The 17,429-nt window shown below is 61.1% G+C and carries 23 protein-coding genes; 14 read left to right on the top strand and 9 right to left on the bottom strand.

What is annotated here, in order from left to right; translation table 11 throughout:
- Positions 1-23 precede the first annotated feature (23 nt).
- The 3 genes from B9N88_RS24215 to B9N88_RS24205 all read right to left on the bottom strand — a co-directional run bounded on the left by B9N88_RS24215 (position 24) and on the right by B9N88_RS24205 (position 945).
- Entirely contained in the window at positions 24-260 is a 237-nt protein-coding gene (locus B9N88_RS24215) for a DUF2789 domain-containing protein (protein WP_027606523.1), read from the bottom strand.
- Positions 261-332: 72 nt separating this feature from the next.
- Positions 333-563 (bottom strand): hypothetical protein, encoded by a 231-nt coding sequence (locus B9N88_RS24210; protein WP_027606522.1) that lies wholly within the window; start codon positions 561-563, stop codon positions 333-335.
- Positions 564-678: 115 nt separating this feature from the next.
- Positions 679-945 carry a hypothetical protein gene (locus B9N88_RS24205; protein WP_081744443.1) on the bottom strand — a complete coding sequence of 89 codons (267 nt, stop codon included), beginning with the start codon at positions 943-945 and terminating at the stop codon, positions 679-681.
- 414 nt (positions 946-1,359) lie between these two features.
- Here B9N88_RS24205 and B9N88_RS24200 point away from each other — a divergent pair, with 414 nt between their 5' ends.
- Positions 1,360-1,809 (top strand): hypothetical protein, encoded by a 450-nt coding sequence (locus B9N88_RS24200; protein WP_051429370.1) that lies wholly within the window; start codon positions 1,360-1,362, stop codon positions 1,807-1,809.
- Positions 1,810-1,942: 133 nt separating this feature from the next.
- Positions 1,943-2,959 (top strand): ABC transporter substrate-binding protein, encoded by a 1,017-nt coding sequence (locus B9N88_RS24195; RefSeq protein ID WP_027606520.1) that lies wholly within the window; start codon positions 1,943-1,945, stop codon positions 2,957-2,959.
- An 82-nt stretch (positions 2,960-3,041) separates the two neighbouring features.
- On the opposite strand, the gene B9N88_RS24190 is transcribed toward B9N88_RS24195, so the two are convergent.
- Both B9N88_RS24190 and B9N88_RS24185 read right to left on the bottom strand, forming a co-directional pair.
- Positions 3,042-5,168 carry a TonB-dependent receptor gene (locus B9N88_RS24190; RefSeq protein WP_027606519.1) on the bottom strand — a complete coding sequence of 709 codons (2,127 nt, stop codon included), beginning with the start codon at positions 5,166-5,168 and terminating at the stop codon, positions 3,042-3,044.
- Between the two features lie 95 nt (positions 5,169-5,263).
- Positions 5,264-5,653, bottom strand: coding sequence for a DUF2946 domain-containing protein (locus B9N88_RS24185; protein WP_027606518.1), 390 nt, complete (start codon positions 5,651-5,653; stop codon positions 5,264-5,266).
- A 93-nt stretch (positions 5,654-5,746) separates the two neighbouring features.
- On the opposite strand from B9N88_RS24185, the gene B9N88_RS24180 reads away from it, so the two are divergent.
- The 4 genes from B9N88_RS24180 (at position 5,747) to B9N88_RS24165 (ending at position 9,662) form a co-directional block, all read left to right on the top strand.
- Complete coding sequence (locus B9N88_RS24180) at positions 5,747-6,184, top strand: DUF3995 domain-containing protein (RefSeq protein WP_027606517.1); 438 nt, start codon at positions 5,747-5,749, stop codon at positions 6,182-6,184.
- 116 nt (positions 6,185-6,300) lie between these two features.
- Complete coding sequence (locus B9N88_RS24175; RefSeq protein ID WP_027606516.1) at positions 6,301-8,802, top strand: TonB-dependent siderophore receptor; 2,502 nt, start codon at positions 6,301-6,303, stop codon at positions 8,800-8,802.
- Between the two features lie 91 nt (positions 8,803-8,893).
- Positions 8,894-9,223 carry a hypothetical protein gene (locus B9N88_RS24170; RefSeq protein ID WP_027606515.1) on the top strand — a complete coding sequence of 110 codons (330 nt, stop codon included), beginning with the start codon at positions 8,894-8,896 and terminating at the stop codon, positions 9,221-9,223.
- Positions 9,224-9,401: 178 nt separating this feature from the next.
- A complete protein-coding gene (locus B9N88_RS24165; RefSeq protein WP_027606514.1) occupies positions 9,402-9,662 on the top strand; it encodes a hypothetical protein in 261 nt (86 codons plus the stop codon).
- Between the two features lie 266 nt (positions 9,663-9,928).
- Here B9N88_RS24165 and B9N88_RS24160 read toward each other — a convergent pair whose 3' ends face one another.
- Together B9N88_RS24160 and B9N88_RS32700 are read right to left on the bottom strand one after the other, a co-directional pair.
- Positions 9,929-10,873, bottom strand: coding sequence for a GGDEF domain-containing protein (locus B9N88_RS24160; protein WP_027606513.1), 945 nt, complete (start codon positions 10,871-10,873; stop codon positions 9,929-9,931).
- Between the two features lie 116 nt (positions 10,874-10,989).
- Positions 10,990-11,130, bottom strand: a complete 141-nt coding sequence (locus B9N88_RS32700; protein ID WP_166655323.1) for a hypothetical protein — start codon at positions 11,128-11,130, stop codon at positions 10,990-10,992.
- Between the two features lie 222 nt (positions 11,131-11,352).
- Between B9N88_RS32700 and B9N88_RS24155 the strand changes: the two genes are divergently transcribed.
- The 5 genes from B9N88_RS24155 (at position 11,353) to B9N88_RS32595 (ending at position 13,449) form a co-directional block, all read left to right on the top strand.
- Positions 11,353-11,664: a YXWGXW repeat-containing protein gene (locus tag B9N88_RS24155; protein ID WP_027606512.1), complete on the top strand. Its 312-nt coding sequence runs from the start codon at positions 11,353-11,355 to the stop codon at positions 11,662-11,664.
- Between the two features lie 31 nt (positions 11,665-11,695).
- On the top strand, positions 11,696-12,274 hold the full coding sequence (locus B9N88_RS24150) for an RNA polymerase sigma factor (RefSeq protein WP_027606511.1): 579 nt from the start codon (positions 11,696-11,698) through the stop codon (positions 12,272-12,274).
- Positions 12,271-12,696 carry a hypothetical protein gene (locus B9N88_RS24145; protein WP_027606510.1) on the top strand — a complete coding sequence of 142 codons (426 nt, stop codon included), beginning with the start codon at positions 12,271-12,273 and terminating at the stop codon, positions 12,694-12,696. The genes B9N88_RS24150 and B9N88_RS24145 overlap by 4 nt, the downstream gene beginning before the upstream one ends.
- Positions 12,693-13,178 carry a periplasmic heavy metal sensor gene (locus B9N88_RS24140; RefSeq protein ID WP_027606509.1) on the top strand — a complete coding sequence of 162 codons (486 nt, stop codon included), beginning with the start codon at positions 12,693-12,695 and terminating at the stop codon, positions 13,176-13,178. Before B9N88_RS24145 ends, B9N88_RS24140 begins: the two co-directional genes overlap by 4 nt.
- 94 nt (positions 13,179-13,272) lie before the next feature.
- Positions 13,273-13,449, top strand: coding sequence for a hypothetical protein (locus B9N88_RS32595; protein WP_155954379.1), 177 nt, complete (start codon positions 13,273-13,275; stop codon positions 13,447-13,449).
- 186 nt (positions 13,450-13,635) lie between these two features.
- Here the strand turns inward: B9N88_RS32595 and B9N88_RS24135 are convergent, their stop codons facing one another.
- A complete protein-coding gene (locus tag B9N88_RS24135; protein WP_027606508.1) occupies positions 13,636-13,998 on the bottom strand; it encodes an NUDIX hydrolase in 363 nt (120 codons plus the stop codon).
- A 127-nt stretch (positions 13,999-14,125) separates the two neighbouring features.
- On the opposite strand from B9N88_RS24135, the gene B9N88_RS24130 reads away from it, so the two are divergent.
- The 3 genes from B9N88_RS24130 (at position 14,126) to B9N88_RS24120 (ending at position 16,529) form a co-directional block, all read left to right on the top strand.
- Positions 14,126-15,106: a Gfo/Idh/MocA family protein gene (locus tag B9N88_RS24130; RefSeq protein ID WP_027606507.1), complete on the top strand. Its 981-nt coding sequence runs from the start codon at positions 14,126-14,128 to the stop codon at positions 15,104-15,106.
- A 19-nt stretch (positions 15,107-15,125) separates the two neighbouring features.
- Positions 15,126-15,755, top strand: coding sequence for a ribonuclease T2 family protein (locus B9N88_RS24125; protein ID WP_027606506.1), 630 nt, complete (start codon positions 15,126-15,128; stop codon positions 15,753-15,755).
- Between the two features lie 186 nt (positions 15,756-15,941).
- Complete coding sequence (locus tag B9N88_RS24120) at positions 15,942-16,529, top strand: LysE family translocator (protein ID WP_027606505.1); 588 nt, start codon at positions 15,942-15,944, stop codon at positions 16,527-16,529.
- On the opposite strand, the gene B9N88_RS24115 is transcribed toward B9N88_RS24120, so the two are convergent.
- Positions 16,471-17,358, bottom strand: coding sequence for an AraC family transcriptional regulator (locus B9N88_RS24115; RefSeq protein ID WP_027606504.1), 888 nt, complete (start codon positions 17,356-17,358; stop codon positions 16,471-16,473). The genes B9N88_RS24120 and B9N88_RS24115 overlap by 59 nt on opposite strands.
- Positions 17,359-17,429 lie beyond the last annotated feature (71 nt).

The raw sequence follows: 17,429 nt of genomic DNA, 5'->3' as shown, positions 1-17,429 counted from the left end.
CCAGGCAGCCGGTATTGTGTGGATTACTGCGGTTGATGCAGGCGCTGGTTCAGCTCATCCACCGCCATGGCCCAATCGGCGTCTTCACGCAGTTCTTCCTTGAGGAACTGTGCCTGTTGCGGCGTCCAGAACGGCGCGTCGATCAACTTGACGTCGTCACTCAGCGGGTGCGCGACAATGAAGGCGTCGATGGCTTCGGGGGTTGAGTCCAGGCCCAGTTGTTCAAATAACGTTTCGAGTGTCGGTATTGGCGCGTCCATGTCAGTCTCCGTGCGGGTTTCGGGATCGTTATGCATGGGAGGCTTGTGGCGCGGTAGAGTTCGATCGGATTGTCAGGAGGTCAGTGCCCCTGAATCCACTGCAGCCTTGAGTGCCTGGGCGGATTCTTTTCCGGCGCTGGCGGCGGTATCGAAGGTCTTGAACCACCGGTCTTTTTCGACCTGATGCGTGGTGACGGTGGTCAACGGCGGCTTGGCGCGCATCACGATCACTGCTTGAAACTCCCCGTCGACTTCCCTTGCGTCGCCATGGATGAAAAATTCGCCAATATCAAATTCCGTCACGTATCGCCTTCCCTTCGAGGTAACCAACAGCACTGATGAAACCTGGCCCGTGAGGGAGCAAATTCCAATGGACAGGCCAGTATGGCAGTTGTTGAAGGGCGGCGGCGCAGTAAAGTCATCCGGGTGACGAAACGATTCCGCCGTGCAGTGAGGCCTCCAGCCGCTTGGCCAGTTCACAGGCCTCGATGTGGTCGCTGCGAAAGCCTCTGATCCTGCCACTGGTGACTTCGCGGATATGGAAGAAGTTTCTTCCGGCGGGTACAACCTGGTAAAGAACGGAATCGGGGTACCCGTTGGGACTGCGTAAGCAGTAGTATTGCTGTTCGTCCTGACATGATGAACGAGTGCGGGAAGACATAGCGTCGTATTGGCGTCGTTGCATGGTCAGCTCCTGTCGATCGATCTTGTTGACCCACCAGCGGCGTTACAGGTGGTTTTGACCCGTGTTGCTGTTTTAGTATTGTCGTCGGCAGTCGGCGTCTGGTTCCACGCCGAGGTGTTTTTGTTTGTATGAGCTGTCGGAAACTGCGTTTTTAATAGTGTTATTCTCTGAAGCGGGTCGACCGGTATTCTCTGGTTATTGAACCTGTGATCTCCTGCGATGCCTGATGTTCCTGCGCAAGGCCCATCGTGCATGCCTGTCCGGGGCTTTGGGCGCAGCAACGGGGTCTTCTTCAGTTTTCCATGAATGTGTTGTGTGATCGTGCCGAGATGGCCGTTTCTTTGTGCTGCCCGCTCCGGCGGACAGTGCTCTTTTCGATGTGGGGGCGTTTCCTTGGCAGTCAGTAATCTGGATATGCACGCGTTGTTCGTGCTGGGTGATTTGCGCGCAAAGTTGGTCAAGCAGTTTCAATCCCGTTTTGTTTACATCACTGAGCAGACGCCGGAAGGCATCTACATCGCCGAAATCGATACCGAAGCGGCAATGGTTGTGGATGACAAACCCCGTCTGGAACTCAAGGTGGGCGACCACTTCCGTGCTGCGGTATTGCCCAGTCGCGAAGGTGGCAAGTTCGAACTCAAGTTCCGCGACATCAAGTTGACGGTGTATGGCTTGGGCGACTATGCCTTTGTGTCCTCGCCCGAAGGCCAGGGCATCGTCTTCAAGGAAGGCCACAGTGTGATGCTGGTGTTTGCGGCCCATGAACAACTGCAGGAAGGCCTGACCAAGACCCTCAAGGCCGTGACCGGCAAGGCCGCCAAATGGCGCAAGGGTGAGCTGGTGACGTTCAAGGCCAGTGAATAATCGGTAAATACTGCGAACATCTCCTATCTCCCGGAACCTCTACTACAGTTGAGTTGACTTAACTATTCAGAGGCTTCGCGCATAGACAGCAAAGCCGTTCGTTGTTTGCTGCGACATCGCGAGGTGCAAGGGCATGAAAGGATTGAGAACGCTGTTGGCTGCATCGCTGACGACCCTGGGTCTGGCAGTGGCTTCGCTGCCCGTTTCGGCCGCGCCAGCGCCGGTGCACTTTGCCGACCTGAACTGGGAAAGCGGCAGCCTGATCACCGAAATACTGCGGGTCATCGTCGAGAAGGGCTACGACTTGCCCACCGACACCTTGCCCGGTACCACCATCACCCTGGAAACCGCCCTGGCCAAGAACGACATCCAGGTCATCGGTGAAGAGTGGGCCGGCCGCAGCCCGGTATGGGTCAAGGCCGAGGCCGAAGGCAAAGTGGTGGGCCTGGGGGATACGGTCAAGGGGGCCACCGAGGGGTGGTGGGTGCCGGAATACGTGGTCAAGGGTGATCCGTCCAAAGGTATCAAGCCCCTGGCACCGGACCTCAAGAGCGTGAAAGACCTTGCGCGCTACAAGGACGTGTTCAAGGACCCGGAGTCTCCCGGCAAGGGGCGCTTCCTCAACAGTCCCATCGGCTGGACCTCGGAAGTGGTCAACAAACAGAAGCTCAAGGCCTATGGCCTGGATGACAGCTACGTGAACTTTCGCAGCGGTTCGGGAGCTGCCCTGGATGCCGAAATTGCCTCGTCCATCCGTCGCGGCAAACCGGTGTTGTTCTACTACTGGTCACCGACGCCGTTGATGGGGCGCTACAAGCTGATCCAGCTGGAGGAGCCACCGTTCGATGCCGAGGCCTGGAAGACCCTGACGGATGCGGATAACCCCGACCCGAAGCCCACTCGGTCGTTGGCATCCAAGCTGAGTATTGGCGTGTCCACGCCGTTCCAGAAGGAGCATCCGCAGATTGCCGGGTTTTTCGAGAAGGTCGAGTTGCCGATTGGGCCGCTGAACCAAGCCCTCGCGACCATGAGCGAGAATCACACCGCGCCTCGGGAGGTGGCCCAGGCATTCCTCAAGGAGCATCCGGAGGTGTGGAAGGCCTGGTTGACCGAGGATGTGGCGCAGAAGGTCGAAGCCAGCTTGAAGTAAGCACGCGCTTATTGCCGAGCGAAGATCAAAAATAATGTGGGAGAGGGCTTGCCCCCTCCCACATGTTGTTTGCAGTGTCGCTTCAGAATCTGGTTTGCACCGCCAGCTCGAATGTCCGTGGCGCCCCCAGGTAATACGCCGGGGACACATGGGCAAACTCGGCATACACCTCATTGGTCAGGTTGCGCACCCGGCCGGTCACCGAGGTGTGTGAATCCACCTGGTAGCGCAGGAACGTCCCGAACAGCGTGTAGGCCGGTACCGTCTGGGTGTTGGCATTGTCCGCATACACCTCGGCGACGTAGCGCGCATCCACGCCGCCTTGCCAATCCTCGGCAAAGTCATAGGTCAACCACAGGTTGCCGACGCGCCTGGGCACGTTGGTCGGTGTATTACCCTTGCGCGACACCACCGCGCCACTGGCTATTTTCTCGTTGAACTCATCGTATTCGGCATCCACCCAGGCGACGTTGCCTTCCGCCAGCAGCCTGGGCGTGATGCGCAATGAACTGGCCAGCTCGATGCCCTTCGATGACTGCGCGCCGACCGGGATGCTCGTGGTCGGGTCCTGCGGGTCGGTTACGGCAAAGTCCTTGCGTTCGATCTTATAGACAGCAACGGTGGCCGAGCCACGGCCGTCCAGGTAGTCGAACTTGCTGCCCACCTCCCATTGTTTGCCGGTCGACACATCGAACACCTGGGTGGTTGTACTCGGTTGTTCGGCGGCGGTGCTGTATTGCAGGTAGACATTGGCCGATGGGATGAACTGGTAAGTCAGGCCGACGCGACCGGTCACCGGTTCCCAATGGCGCTTGAAGTGCCGTGGGTTGGTGGCCGTGATCGCGCGGTGGTTGGTCACATCCAGGTCGATGGCGTCGTAACGCAGGCCGCTCAGCAGCGAGAGTTTTTCGGTAAGGCCCAGGCGGTTTTCCACGAACAGCGCCTTGGTGGTGACCTCATTGGTCTTGTCCTTGCCAAAATTCTCCCGGGTACGCGGGATGTCGTAGAAGTGCCCGGGGTTGAAGCCGTTCGGGTCCACGGTGCTGTTACCCGGCACATTCAGCGGCGTGTTGGTGGTGCTGTTGACCTTGTACTCAAAACCGCCGGACCAGGTGGTCGACAGGCCGAACAGACGGTCGTCATGGCGCAGTTCGAACTGGCTGCCGTGCTGTTCGCCCTGGTGGCGCACCTGGTAGGCGGTCGAGCGGTTTACCGCACTGTTGCCGGCGTTGTATTGGTAGGTTTCGAGGTTGCGGTAATCACGCTGGCTGTCGAGGTGGTAGAGCGTATTTTTCAGCGTCGTGCTGTCGTTGATCCGGTAGTCGATGATCGAGCGCGCCCAGATCGTGCGCTGCTCGTAACGGCCGTCGGCGACGTTGTAGTTATTGAAACGGTTGTGTTTGTCGATCTTCAGCTCGCCGGCCTTGGGGTTGAGCACCGGCGTGCCCCAGTAAGGGCTGTCTTCCTGTTCATCCTGGTATTCCAGGGCCAGGGTATGGGACAGGTCGGGGGTGAGGTCGCTGAGCAGGGAAAACGCCAGGCTCCAGGCCTCACGCTGGTCGCGGTCGATGTAGCTGTGGTTGGTGTTGCGGCTCACATCCAGGCGCGCGTAATGCTGCACTTCGGCGCCGGGCTCGGTCAGCGCGTGATTGACGCCGAATGCCATGCCGGTGGTGTCGTAGCTGCCATAGGTGAGCTGACCTTCGGCGGCCTGCTCCTCACGGGTGGCCAGCTTCGTCACATAGTTGAGCGAGCCGCCGACGGAGCCGGCGCCGTTGATCAGGGAGGAGGGGCCGCCCACCAGTTCCACGCGGTCATAGATCCAGGCATCCACGGGGCGGGCCAGGCCGGTGGCGACATTGATACCGTTGAACATCTGGGTGATCTGGCTGCTGGTAAACCCACGGTAAGAGACAAACCCGCCAAAACCCGGCGGCGCGCTGGCGTTGACGCCGGGCAGGGTGTTGGCGGCATCGCGGAACGTCTTGGCGCCATGGCGTTCGATGTCGTTGCGATTGGCGATGGCAACCGACGCTGGGGTTTCCCGCACGCTCAGTCCCAGCCGCGACGCCACGCCGCTGGATTGATCCAGGGTGAGGCCGGGTTCGGCAGTTGATTCGCCATCAATGGTGGTCGGAGCCAGTTCGAGGGCCCAGGCGCAGACAGGCAGGCAGCCGAACAGGCCCGCCAACAGGGGTAGATGTTTCATGGTTGAATCCTGAAAAACTTGGCTTGAAAACAACGCACGGCCGTCCGTCATTCCGTGTGGAACCGGTGGTCAGTGCAGATGGGAAAGCAAAGGGATCAGGCGAAGGCGGGCGGCGCGCGCGGGTTAGCCGTGGGCCAGGTGAAGCGGGCAGGGATATCAGCGGCCAGTACGACGGCCGGCGGTGGCGCATGGGGTTGTGGCAACACCGCCACATTCAGGCTCGAACTGAGCGCCGGGCCCATGCCGCCGGTTGAGCACAGCGGGCAACCGAACGCCTTGGCCAGCGTCGGCAGGTTCTCATCGCTGGAGTTGGACGGCTTGGGCGCCTGGGTACGCGGGTCGACGGTACAGAACTGCCCGCCGATGCCATTGAGCTGCATCCCCACCATCTGCCCGTGACCGATACTGCAGGCGAACACATTGAACAGGACGCAGCAATAGAGCATCCAGGCAATGAGCGAGCGGTCGGCGCGGGCGAGTTTCATGGGGCGGCACTTTACCATCAGCCGCCGACGAAATGCCTGCAAAAAATCCCAGGGCGACTATCCTGTCTCGCACCTTTTCTGGGAGCGCCCGCCATGAGCTTTGTCATCGCACGCTGGATCGTCGGCATTTTTACCTGCATCAGCATGGTGCACCTGTACTGGGCTGCCGGCGGCAAACTCGGCAGCCTCGCCGCCATCCCCCAACTGCCCGGCGAATTCGCCAGCGGGCCTCGCCTTGCATTCAGGCCCTCGGCGCTGGGTACCTTTCTGGTGGCGATGGGCTTGGTCGGCATTGCGCTGCTGGTGTGCCTGCGGGCCGGGCTGTACTTTTCGGCGGTCTCCCATGCGGCGCTGCAATGGGGAATCAGCGCGATTGCCCTGCTGATGTTTGCCCGCGCGATTGGGGATTCGGAGTTGGTGGGTTTTTTCAAGAAAGTCGGCGGGTCACGGTTTGCGCGGTGGGATACGTGGTTCTATTCGCCGTTGTGCCTGGCGTTGGGGGTGGGGTTGTTGGTGGTGGCGTGGGGTTAATGAGGGAAACACAACACACCGATCTACGCCGCTCAAATAAAAACTGCTCTCATCCTTGCCCGATTTCCCGACCTGGCCGTCATGGTTAATAGAACCTCTATTACCCAGGATTTCCCATGTCGCGCCTTGCTCGCCCCTTGCACCCACTGGCCCTGTCAGTGGCGTTGGCTTTCGCCGCCGTGCCGTTGCTGAACGTCCAATCCGCCTTCGCCGAAGAAAGCCGCAGCGCTGTACGCAGCTTCCAGATTCCGGCCGGTGACTTGAGCCAGGCGCTCAACAGCCTGGCCGAGCAGGCGGGCCTGGTATTGGCGTTTGATGCGAGCCTGGCACGCGGCAAACGCAGCAACGACTTGAGCGGGCAGTACGCCACCGACGTGGCGCTGACCCAGTTGCTCGCCGGCAGCGGCCTGCAGGCGCTGAAGCTCTCGGCCGACCGCTACCGCCTGGAAGCCATCCCGGATAACGGCGGTGCCATGGAGTTGCAGGCCACCACCATCAGCGGCGCGTACCAGGCCGAAAGCCCTACCGGGCCGGTGTCCGGTTATGTGGCTACGCGCAGTTTGTCGGGCACCAAGACCGATACCGCGCTGATCGAAACCCCGCAGTCGATCTCCATCGTCACCAAAGACCAGATGCGTGCGCAGAACGCCGAGAGCCTCAACCAGATCCTGCGCTACAGCGCCGCGGTCATCCCGGAAACCCGCGGTGCCACGGCGTCGCGTCTCGACCAATTGACCATCCGTGGGTTTGCCCCGGCCACTTACCTCGACGGCCTGCGCATGCCGTCGAGCCGTGATGCCTTGCCGCAAAAGGATGCCTTCGACCTGGAGCGTGTCGAAGTGCTGCGCGGCCCGGCGTCGGTGCTGTACGGGCAGGGCACGCCGAGCGGGGTGATCAATATGGTCAGCAAGCGCCCGCTGGATACGCCCTTCCATGAAGTGGGCGTCGAATACGGCACCTTTAACAAAAAGCGCACCACCTTCGATTTGAGCGGGCCGATTGACGATCAAGGCGTGTATTCCTACCGCGTGGCGGGGCTGTTCGACGATGCCGATGGCCAGGTCGAACACACCGAAACCCGTCGCCAATCGTTGTCCAGCGCGTTTACCTGGCGGCCGGACGAAGACACCTCGCTGACCTTGCTCGGGCATTTCCAGAAGGACCCCAAGGGCGCGTCCTACGGTTCGGTGCCGGCCTGGGGCTCGGTATTGCACAGCCCGACCGGGCGCAGCATCGACGTGGACTTCTACGACGGCGAAAAGAACTTCGAGAAAAGCGATCGCGAGTACTCCTCCATTGGCTGGGCCTTCGAGCATCACGTCAACGATGTGTGGACGGTGCGCCAGAACGCGCGTTACCTGCGCAGCGAAGGGCGTTATCGCAGCCTCTACAGCAACTACCTGATGGCGGATTACCGCACCATTCGACGTTCCACCATTGCCAGTGACGTCGACATGGATGCCTACACCCTCGATAACCAGGTGCAGGCCAGATTCGACACGGGCCCACTGCAACACACCCTGCTGATGGGGCTCGACTACCAGAACACCAGCACCGACACCCTGTTGGGCTCAGGGACGTATACCGCCGGGCCGACCCTGGATATTTTCAACCCGGTCTATGGCGCGGCCGTGCCGGTACCGGCGTACACCACCGACGGTACGTCGCGCAGCGAACAGACCGGCGTCTATCTGCAAGAGCAGATGAAGTGGGACAAATGGGTGTTGTTGCTCGGCGGTCGTTATGACTGGGCCAGCACCGACAGCACCACCAGGACCTTGCGCACCGGGGCCAAGAGCCAGTCCTCCCTGGACAGCAAGGCCTTTACCGGGCGTATTGGCCTGGTCTATCTCTTCGATAACGGCCTGGCGCCCTATGCCAGCTATGCGGAGTCGTTCAACCCGCAGTCGGGCACCGGTTACGGCGGATCGGTATTCAAACCGACCGAAGGCAAGCAGTATGAAATCGGTATCAAGTACCAGCCGCCGGGCAGCACCAGCTTTATCACAGCGGCGATCTTCGACCTGCGCCAGACCAACGTCCTCACCACCGACCCGGACCCCACCCACCTGTGCGGCAGCGGTCGCTGCCAGAGCCAGGACGGCGAAGTGCAATCCCGTGGTTTTGAACTGGAAGGCAAGGCCAGCCTTAATGACAACCTGGACATCACGGCGGCCTATGCCTACCTGGATAACCGCATCAGCAAGTCCAATAACACCGTGCGTTACGCCCCCATCAGCGATATCGGCGTAGGCCCGGCCATCAACGCCGAGGGCACCACCACCTATGCGGTACCGCGCCACACGGCGTCGGCGTGGGCCGACTACACCTTCCATGATGGCAACCTCAAGGGCTTCGGCGCCGGCGCGGGTGCGCGGTATGTCGGTTCGTCCTGGGGCGATACCGCCAACACCCTGAAGGTGCCGGGCTACACCCTGTTCGATGCGGCGGTGCACTACGACATTCCGAACATCGCCAACCTCAAGGACAACCTGCGCCTGGCCCTGAACGCCACCAACCTGGCGAACAAAGAGTACGTCGCGTCGTGCTATTCCTACTCGTGGTGCTGGTACGGCTCGCAGCGCACGGTCCAGGCGAGTGCGACCTACCAATGGTGATGGCACGACGATAAGGCAATTTAATGGCCCCTTTGTAACAAAATTCTCGCCAGAATCGCTTTTATTTTCAGGTGGTTAGGTGATGAAGCAAATGCGCACTGTTGGAATCATGCTGATCGCCTGCTCCCTGGCCGGCGGCGCGGCTGCCGTGCAGGCACGGGAGCTGCGCGAGGGTGACAGGTACATGTGCAGTTGGGGCGCCGGCACGGCCGCCAGGGCCCAGGAGCTCAAGCTGTCGGGGGTGTCGCTGTACGCCGCGCGGCAGAAGATCCAGACCATCAAGTTCAGTAAATCCTGGATGCGCATGATGGCCATGGGCATCACCGAACAGACCTATGACAGTCGTTCACGGCTCAAGCCCGAAGCGATTCGCCAGAGTTTCTACCAGGATTGCGTGCGTTACAAAGTGGCACGCAAGTAATCGAGTGCAGGCTTTACAAAACCACGACAAACCGATGTTTCTATTTGCATACAATTGCTCCCTTGGTAGAGGAGACAGGTATGCACACGCTTATTCGCGCCGCGATGCCGGTCCCGGGACGGGGCTGCCCGAGGCGCTCCAGGTTTGCTGTCAAAACAGAGCCGGGCAGGGTAAGCCCGTGACCCCGGCAACCCCCCCTTCAGCCAACAGCCTGCGCTATTTTGCGCTTGGCGTGCTGTGTGTCGCGATGTTGCTCGGGGGCTATTTCATGCAACTCAACGCCAAGGAGGATCGCCAGCGCGAAGAAGCGGCCGAGCGTTTGGCACTTTGCCGGCAGGTTGAGCGGGTCGCCAGTGTGGCCACCTCCGCGGGTCTCGAACTTCGCGATACCTGCCAGCAATTGGAGGAGAGCGGGTCGAAGAGTGTTACGCCGCCTTAACTAATAACCCTTTTTTATAAGTGGAAATATCGACAGTAGTTGCACCAAAAAGTGGCACTTATATGTCTCTCTACCTTAAAAAACATGTGGTTATTGAAGGACTTACAATGCTTTTAATCCGACGAAAGGATATAAAATTTTCTTGTTACAGCTTTTTACACTGGTTACTATAGCCGGGCGTTCACCTCCCACGGTTTATGCATTTTAAATCCCAAGTTTCCATCAGCTACTTGGGATTTTTTTTGCCTGGGATTTAACCCCCGGGGTCAAACTTCACCTTCTGCATACTCCGCACGCATCCGCCCATTGCGTTTGGCCCGGTAGAGCAACTTGTCGACATCTTCGACAAAACCCAGCATCGGGCTGTCGGGTTTGACGATGCGCGTACCTACGCCCAGGCTCAGGGTCAGCAGGTTCGACACCGCTGAAAAGCCATGTTCGATCTGTTGCTGGCAGATCAGGTGCAGGCAGCGCTGTGCCACCTGTTTCGCCGATGCCGCGTCGGTTTCCGGCAGCAACCACACAAACTCCTCACCGCCGATACGGGCGATGAAGTCCCGCGGCCGGTTGGCGGCCAGTGACAGGGTATGCGCGACCTGGCGCAGGCACTCGTCGCCCTTGATGTGGCCATAGTGGTCGTTGTACTGCTTGAAAAAATCGATATCCAGGATGATCAACGACAGCGGCAACTGGCTGCGCTGGGCGCTGGCCCATTCGCGCTCGAGCACGGTGTCGAACATGCGTCGGTTGGCGATGCCGGTCAGGCCATCCTGGTAGGAATATTCCTCGAGTTGCTTTTGCAGGCGCACCAGGTGTTCTTCGGTCTTCTTGCGTTCGCTGATATCGAACATAAAGCCGATCAGCGCCTCGACTTCACCGTCCTTGCGCACCACGTGCACCACGTCGCGGATCCATACATAGTCGCCGTTCACCGTCAGGGCCCGGTAATCCGCTTCATGGTCTACCCCGGCACGGGATTGCGACACGCAGAAATTCACCACGTATTCGCGGTCATCGGGGTGCATGCGCGAGACCCAGTCGTCGACGCTGACCCAGCTTTGCGGGGTCCAGCCCAACAGCGTTTCGATCTGCGGGCCGATATAGCTGAAGGTCATGCTCTGCCAGTCGATACGCCACGGGATGGCCTTGGTCGATTCCAGCAGTGTCCGGTATACGTCGCTGTCGGGCTGGCTCGGAGGGGCAATGCTCATGGTGGACGGCTCGAATGATGGCTAAGTGCCCAGAGCGTCGTGTGATCGACGGTGGGAGTCAAGCGCTTGCCGAGGCAGCAGACGAGAGGTCGTGTGACGGGCATGGCGGCGGCCAGCTAGCCGATGACAGCATGGCTGGGCGCGTCCACTGCGCCGTAGTAACGCCAGCAGCAATGACGGTGTTCCGGCACGATCACGCAGCCGCTGAGGCTGACGATCAGCACAGCGGCAACCAGCAGGGTAAGTCGACGGTACATGGTGTTTCCTCTTGGGTTGGCCGGGGTTAATCCTTCAACGCGGCGACCGGCGAAAATCCGTCGCAATCCTTTCAGACATTTCATCAAGCCCCGCCAACCCCTGAGCAATACTGGTCTCGCACCCTGCTGAAAAAATCTGCGCAGCCCGCGACGGATTTTTGCGCACGCGCCGTTCAACCCATCAGCAACCTGCACTTTCGCGGGTTGCATGGAGGAGTTGCCATGAGACCCCAGGCCACATTGCGTTTTGCCTTGCTTGCTCCGCTGGCCCTCGCCGCGTTTGTCAGCACCCCGACGTTTGCCCAGACCGACATCATCCTCCAGCAGGCGCCGCCGCCTCAACGTGTGGAAATGATCCCGGCCGAGCGCCCCGGCTATGCCTGGGACCCTGGCCACTGGCGTTGGGAAGGGCGCGGTTACGGCTGGGTGCCGGGCCACTGGCAGCCCGTGATGCGTCATGGGCGCTGGGAGCCTGGCCATTGGGAAGCCCATGGCCCGAACTGGTACTGGCGCGAAGGGCATTGGATCCGCTGAACCCTGACCCTTGGCCCTGAGAACTGCCCGATTGAAAGACACTGATCCGGACGTTGAGCTGCTGGCGCGTATCGGCAATAACGAACCTGCCGCCGTCAACGAGATGGTGATGCGCAAGCTCCCGCGTTTGCTGGCGCTCGCCAGTCGGATCCTCGGGGACGCCGACGAGGCCAAGGACGTGGCCCAGGAAAGTTTCCTGCGCATCTGGCGCCAGGCCGCCCACTGGCGCAGTGGCGAGGCGCGTTTCGACACCTGGTTGCATCGGGTCGCGCTGAACCTGTGCCACGACCGCTTGCGGCGACGCAAGGAGCGCCCGCTGAGCGATGAGGCGGCGGTGGAGGTGGCAGACAGCTCGCCATCGCCTGAAGAGCAGCTGGAGACCCAGGACCGCAGTACACGCATGGCCGCCGCGTTGGCGGCCTTGCCCGAACGCCAGCGCGAAGCCATCGTGTTGCAGTACTACCAGGAGCTGTCGAACATCGACGCCGCGGCCCTGATGAATATCAGCGTCGAGGCACTGGAGAGCCTGCTGTCGCGGGCCCGACGCCAGTTGCGCAGCCAACTTGCCGATACACCCGGGCTTGCCCGCCCAGGAAGGGGAAAATCATGACACCCGAACGCTTTGTGTTCCTGGCCGACGTCTATGGGGCGGACCTGCGGCGCTGGCCCGCGGCAGAACGGGCAACGGCCCAGGCGTTGCTCGATCACGGCAACGTCCATGCCCGTGTAGCCTTGCAGCAGGCGCGTTGGCTCGACAGCCAGTTGGACAGCCATCACCTGGCCTTCCCCGACCCGGCGTTGGTCCGGCAGATACGCCAATCCGCCCCACGCTCATTCTGGTCACGCCATGCCAACTGGTTATCGCCTGCCGGCCTTGTCGGTGCGGGCATTGCCGGCATCGTCACCGGGATGCTGGTGGCGTCCATGAGTGTGCCGCTGCCGATGTTGTCCTCCGACGTGCTGCCCAGTGTCTTTGATCAAGGCGACGCGGAAGTCGTCTTCAGCGTCAATGCCGAGGAAACCGAACAATGACCGCCAGATCCCTGAAACCGTGGTTGTTTGTCTCGATCCTGCTCAACGTATTTTTGATCGGCGGGGTGGGCGGCGGTCTCTACCATTGGATGGCCAACGCCCGGCCCGCCGAAGCGGTGGTCAACCAGCATGGCCTGCGCCAGGCGATGGTCAAGTTGCCGCCGGAGCGGCGCAGGGAACTGCGCCAACTGCTGCGCCGCAATCGTGACGACAGCCAGCCGCTGATCATGGCCGGGCGTGAGGCGCGGCTGGGGGTGATCAAGCAATTGGAAGCGCCGAGCCTGGATCGTGAGGCGTTGCTAGCGGAACTGGCCAAGGCACGGGAGGCCGATATGGCGCTGCGGGCGTTGGTGGACGGTACCCTGGCGCAGTTCGCCAATACCTTGCCCCAGGATGAACGGCAGCAGCTGGTGGAGGCCTTGTACAGGCGCGGGCAGGCAAAGGCCCAAGCAAAGTTGGCAGGCAAAGAACCTCGGTCGTGAGCAGGCTGATGGAACTGGAAATCTCAAAGTGCCACGAAGGTAGAGCTCAGAGAAACCCGACATTCCGTTGGGTAGAGCAAGAAGGTAAAGAACGATGATCGATAGCTCTAACATCGTAGGTCCCGCGCAGACTGCTGCTCAACCCAACTCTTTGGATGCGATCACCAATTTCGGCGGCGTACAACCGGAGGACATGGCAGAGCAAACGCGGGTGAAACGCCCGGGAGAAGAACCGGTGGCAGGAAATGGCCCGTCCCAGATCGGTTTTTGAGTCTTAGCCCCCAGCGGTGAGGGGAAGCGCCCTCGCCACTGATACCTCCGCCTGCCGCCCTTCACCAGGCCATGTGGGTGCCTTTGACATACACAGCGGCTGCCGCTCGACAGATCCTTTGTCGAACGGCAGAGAGCAAATGGCCTGGTCTAACGAAGGGGGCTGGATAGCAGGTTGGGCGCTGTATTACAGACGCCGGAGAAAGGCTTTGACGATGTGCCGCGTGGCGTCGGTGGTGTCCAGTTGGTCCACGGCGCCATAGGCGTGCCACTGGCAGTCGACGATCTCGTTCAGCGGCCGCGCATCCGCGATATTCACCACCGAGGCTTCAAATACATGGTGCACGGTGTCGCGGGCCTTCAGCTCCTGCAAGTACAGCAGCCCGTCCACGTTCAATCCGGTTTCTTCTTCCAGCTCCCGTTCGGCCGCACCGACCGGGCGCTCGTCCCGTTCCACCTTGCCGCCCGGCAAGGCCCATTTTGACCTGGCCTTGCGCACGAAGAGGATATGCCCCTCGTGTTCGCAAATGACCGTTGCGCGTATTTTCATCGTCTGTGCCCCCGCAGCGGGATGAGTGTCATAAAAGTGTAATGCAATTGTCATGCTAAGTGGTTATGGCGCGCCGCGGTGGGGATGTGGATACTGCCCGATTGATGAAAACGGACGAGGAAAACAGATGAGCAGCGTACGTTGGGGCATGATCGGGTGTGGCAGTGTCACTGAATTGAAGAGTGGACCCGCTTTCTACAAAGCGCCAGGTTCGGCGCTGGTGGCCGTGATGGGGCGGCGCGAGGAGGCGGTGCGCGATTATGCATCGCGCCATGGGATTGCCCGTTACTACACCGACGCCCAGGCACTGATCAACGACCCCGAAGTGGACGCGGTGTACATCGCCACGCCGCCCGACAGCCATCTGGAATACAGCCTGATGGTGGCGGCGGCCGGCAAGCATTGCTGCGTCGAGAAGCCGATGGCGCTGAACGCCGAACAGAGCGCGCTGATGCAGCGCACTTTCGAGCGCGCCGGGCTGCACCTGTTTGTTTCCTACTACCGGCGCTCGCTGCCACGCTTCCAGCAAGTGCGCGCGTGGCTGCAGGACGGGCGCATCGGCACGTTACGCCAGCTGACCTGGACCCTGTGCAAACCGCCGGCCGCCGAGGACGCCAGCGCCGCCAACTGGCGCACCGACCCGAGCATTGCCGGTGGTGGCTACTTTGCCGATCTGGCCAGCCACGGTTTCGACCTGTTCCAGTACCTGGCCGGGGATATTGTCGAGGTCGCGGGCTTTACGGCACGACAGGCCGGGCACTATGCCGCCGAGGACGCCGTGACGGCCTGCTGGACCTTCAGTTCGGGCGCGCTGGGCATGGGCTGCTGGAACTTCGTCGCCGACCGCCGTGAGGACCGGGTCGAGTTGATCGGCAGCCGTGGGCGCATCCAGTTCTCGGTCTTCGAAGACCAGCCGCTGCACCTGGAGGGCGAGACCAACGAGGTGCTGGAAGTGCCATGCCACCCGCATATCCAATGGCACCACGTAGTGGCCATGAACGCGCATATTCGCGGCGAAGCCGAGCATCCGTCGCTGGCCATCGAGGCGTTGAAGACCGATCGGATCCTGGACAAGGTCCTGCAACGAAATCCCAATCTGCCGGGATGATTTTCCAAGGAATAGCTCAATGAAATACTGGATGATCCTGTGGCTGGCACTTGCCACAACGGCGATGGCGGCCCCGCGTAGCCAAGGGACGCCTGGGGAATTTGATTTTTATGTGTTGTCGCTGTCATGGTCGCCGACCTTCTGCCTGACGCACCCGGACAACGAGCAGTGTTCGGGCAAGGGCTACGGCTTTGTGCTGCACGGCTTGTGGCCGCAATACGCGCGGGGAGGGTGGCCGGCGACCTGCGCGCCGCAATCACGCTTGAGCCGCGAAGAGATGGACAAGGGCGCGGCGCTGTTCCCGACGCGCTCGCTGCTCACCCACGAATGGGCCAAGCACGGCACCTGCAGCGGGCTGGAACCCTTGGCATACCTGGAGAAAACCGATGCGGCGCTGGGCGTGGTTGCCATCCCTGCGCAACTGCAGCCGTTCAACACGCCGCCGTCGTTGCCGGCCCGCGAGATCGAGGCGCTGTTTCGCGAAAGCAACCCGCGCATGGGCAACCATGGGCTGGCGGTGATCTGCAAAGGCAAGGTGCTGTCGGAGGTGCGTGTGTGCCTGACCAAGGACCTGGCCTTCGCCGGTTGCCCGCGCAGTGTGAAAACCCAATGCCGGGATGGCGAAATTCGCATCCCCACGCAGCGTTGAACGCCGGCATCCACACACCTTTGCCCAAGCCACTGCACTAGGTCCAGATCCTGGCTGAGGATGGGCGGGTGTGTGGCGTCGAAGACTGTGTGGTCCACGCCCCAGGGTGATTTTGTTCAATACCGATTTGACCCGGCCTTATACCGTGGAACCCTGTTTACGCCTCATCATGAAAAGGGAACCGCAATGAGCTTGATCATTTCCATGGCCGCCTTCGCCCTGGCCACGTCCATCACGCCGGGACCGGTCAACGTGGTCGCCCTGAGTTCAGGCGCGCGCTTCGGTTTTGTCGCCAGCCAGAAGCATGTGTTCGGTGCCGCCGTTGGCTTTACCTTGCTGCTGGTGCTGATCGGCCTGGGTTTGCACGAGGTGCTGGTGCGCTGGCCCATCCTGACCCAGTTGATCCAGTGGGGCGGGGTGGCGTTCCTGCTGTACATGGCCTGGAAACTGGCGGTGGACGACGGCCAGCTCGACGCGGAGGGCAGCGCGACGGCGCCATCCATGCTCTACGGCGCGATCATGCAATGGCTCAACCCCAAGGCCTGGCTGGCCTGTGTGGCGGGTATGGGCCTGTTTGTGGCCGACGGCGATGGGCGGCAAGTCTGGCTGTTTGCCAGTCTCTACCTGGTGATCTGCTACCTGTCGGTGGCGTGCTGGGCCTATGCCGGGACCTTTCTACGCCGTTACCTGGACAATCCCCACGGCGTGCGCCTGTTCAACCGCTCGATGGCCGCGTTGCTGGTGGCCAGTGTGGGTTATTTGCTGATGGCTTGAGCACCTCGCGGTATTGCCCGGGGGTGGCGGCGAAATGTTGCTTGAAGGTGCGCTGGAAGTGCGCCTGGTCGGCAAAGCCCGCAGCAAGTGCCACGTCGGCGATCAACTCGCCCTTGCGCAGCTGGGTGCGGGCAAACTGGATGCGCTGGTTGACCAGGAACGCGTGGGGCGTCAGCCCGTAGTACTGCTTGAAGGCGCGGATCAGGTAGGACGGCGACAGTTCGGCCGCCTGGCAGATGTCTTCGAGTTTCAACGCCTCGGTGCAGTGCGCACGGATGTACTCGGCGGCTCGCTCCAGCTTGTGGTTGACCTCGCGCACCGGTGTGGGTGAAGGGTTCAGGCGCTGCTGGACTTCAGTGAAGTAGCTCACCAGTGCGCTCTGCTTTTGCAGCAATTCGGCCTGCTCGTTCACCAGCATCCGGTACAACGCCAGCAAGCCGCTGTACAGCAGCGGGTCACGGGTATACGGCGTATTGAAAGCGCGATAACCCTGGTCGGTGCTGAAGCCCAGTTGGTACTGTAATTCGGTCAGCCAGGGCGTATCGAGGTAGAGCATGTGATAGGACCAGGGCTGGTCGTGGATAGGGTTGCAGGCATGCACATCGCCGGGGTTCATCAACACCACGGTGCCGGCGCTGATCTGGAATGTATCGGCGCCGTAATGGTAATAGCTGCGCCCGGTGGTGATCGCGCCGATGGAGAAATGCTCATGGGCGTGACGGGTGTAAGTGACCTTGCGCCCGTCGGCGATGGTGCGCGCTTCGATGAACGGCAGGCGCTCGTCGCGCCAGAAGCGCGGTGCGGCGGGGAAAGGGGCGGACGGTGTCATGGGCGCGACTCCAGGGCAGTCAAGATCAGAAACGGATCGTTGCACAGACCCTGGCGTTTGGGTAGCCGATG

Origin of the sequence: Pseudomonas sp. LAMO17WK12:I1 (genome assembly GCF_900177315.1) — a bacterium.
Lineage (GTDB): Bacteria > Pseudomonadota > Gammaproteobacteria > Pseudomonadales > Pseudomonadaceae > Aquipseudomonas > Aquipseudomonas marginalis.
The sequence above is the reverse complement of the archived record's forward strand: the minus strand, read 5'-3'. Positions and strand labels throughout refer to the sequence as shown.

What these genes read in the sequence shown, in the direction of transcription:
- B9N88_RS24215 (WP_027606523.1), bottom strand. Translation starts at nt 260, where the DNA reads ATGGACGCGCCAATACCGACACTCGAAACGTTATTTGAACAACTGGGC.
- B9N88_RS24205 (WP_081744443.1), bottom strand. Translation starts at nt 945, where the DNA reads ATGCAACGACGCCAATACGACGCTATGTCTTCCCGCACTCGTTCATCA.
- B9N88_RS24200 (WP_051429370.1), top strand. Translation starts at nt 1,360, where the DNA reads ATGCACGCGTTGTTCGTGCTGGGTGATTTGCGCGCAAAGTTGGTCAAG.
- B9N88_RS24195 (WP_027606520.1), top strand. Translation starts at nt 1,943, where the DNA reads ATGAAAGGATTGAGAACGCTGTTGGCTGCATCGCTGACGACCCTGGGT.
- B9N88_RS24190 (WP_027606519.1), bottom strand. Translation starts at nt 5,168, where the DNA reads ATGAAACATCTACCCCTGTTGGCGGGCCTGTTCGGCTGCCTGCCTGTC.
- B9N88_RS24185 (WP_027606518.1), bottom strand. Translation starts at nt 5,653, where the DNA reads ATGAAACTCGCCCGCGCCGACCGCTCGCTCATTGCCTGGATGCTCTAT.
- B9N88_RS24180 (WP_027606517.1), top strand. Translation starts at nt 5,747, where the DNA reads ATGAGCTTTGTCATCGCACGCTGGATCGTCGGCATTTTTACCTGCATC.
- B9N88_RS24175 (WP_027606516.1), top strand. Translation starts at nt 6,301, where the DNA reads ATGTCGCGCCTTGCTCGCCCCTTGCACCCACTGGCCCTGTCAGTGGCG.
- B9N88_RS24170 (WP_027606515.1), top strand. Translation starts at nt 8,894, where the DNA reads ATGCGCACTGTTGGAATCATGCTGATCGCCTGCTCCCTGGCCGGCGGC.
- B9N88_RS24160 (WP_027606513.1), bottom strand. Translation starts at nt 10,873, where the DNA reads ATGAGCATTGCCCCTCCGAGCCAGCCCGACAGCGACGTATACCGGACA.
- B9N88_RS32700 (WP_166655323.1), bottom strand. Translation starts at nt 11,130, where the DNA reads ATGTACCGTCGACTTACCCTGCTGGTTGCCGCTGTGCTGATCGTCAGC.
- B9N88_RS24155 (WP_027606512.1), top strand. Translation starts at nt 11,353, where the DNA reads ATGAGACCCCAGGCCACATTGCGTTTTGCCTTGCTTGCTCCGCTGGCC.
- B9N88_RS24145 (WP_027606510.1), top strand. Translation starts at nt 12,271, where the DNA reads ATGACACCCGAACGCTTTGTGTTCCTGGCCGACGTCTATGGGGCGGAC.
- B9N88_RS24140 (WP_027606509.1), top strand. Translation starts at nt 12,693, where the DNA reads ATGACCGCCAGATCCCTGAAACCGTGGTTGTTTGTCTCGATCCTGCTC.
- B9N88_RS32595 (WP_155954379.1), top strand. Translation starts at nt 13,273, where the DNA reads ATGATCGATAGCTCTAACATCGTAGGTCCCGCGCAGACTGCTGCTCAA.
- B9N88_RS24135 (WP_027606508.1), bottom strand. Translation starts at nt 13,998, where the DNA reads ATGAAAATACGCGCAACGGTCATTTGCGAACACGAGGGGCATATCCTC.
- B9N88_RS24130 (WP_027606507.1), top strand. Translation starts at nt 14,126, where the DNA reads ATGAGCAGCGTACGTTGGGGCATGATCGGGTGTGGCAGTGTCACTGAA.
- B9N88_RS24125 (WP_027606506.1), top strand. Translation starts at nt 15,126, where the DNA reads ATGAAATACTGGATGATCCTGTGGCTGGCACTTGCCACAACGGCGATG.
- B9N88_RS24120 (WP_027606505.1), top strand. Translation starts at nt 15,942, where the DNA reads ATGAGCTTGATCATTTCCATGGCCGCCTTCGCCCTGGCCACGTCCATC.
- B9N88_RS24115 (WP_027606504.1), bottom strand. Translation starts at nt 17,358, where the DNA reads ATGACACCGTCCGCCCCTTTCCCCGCCGCACCGCGCTTCTGGCGCGAC.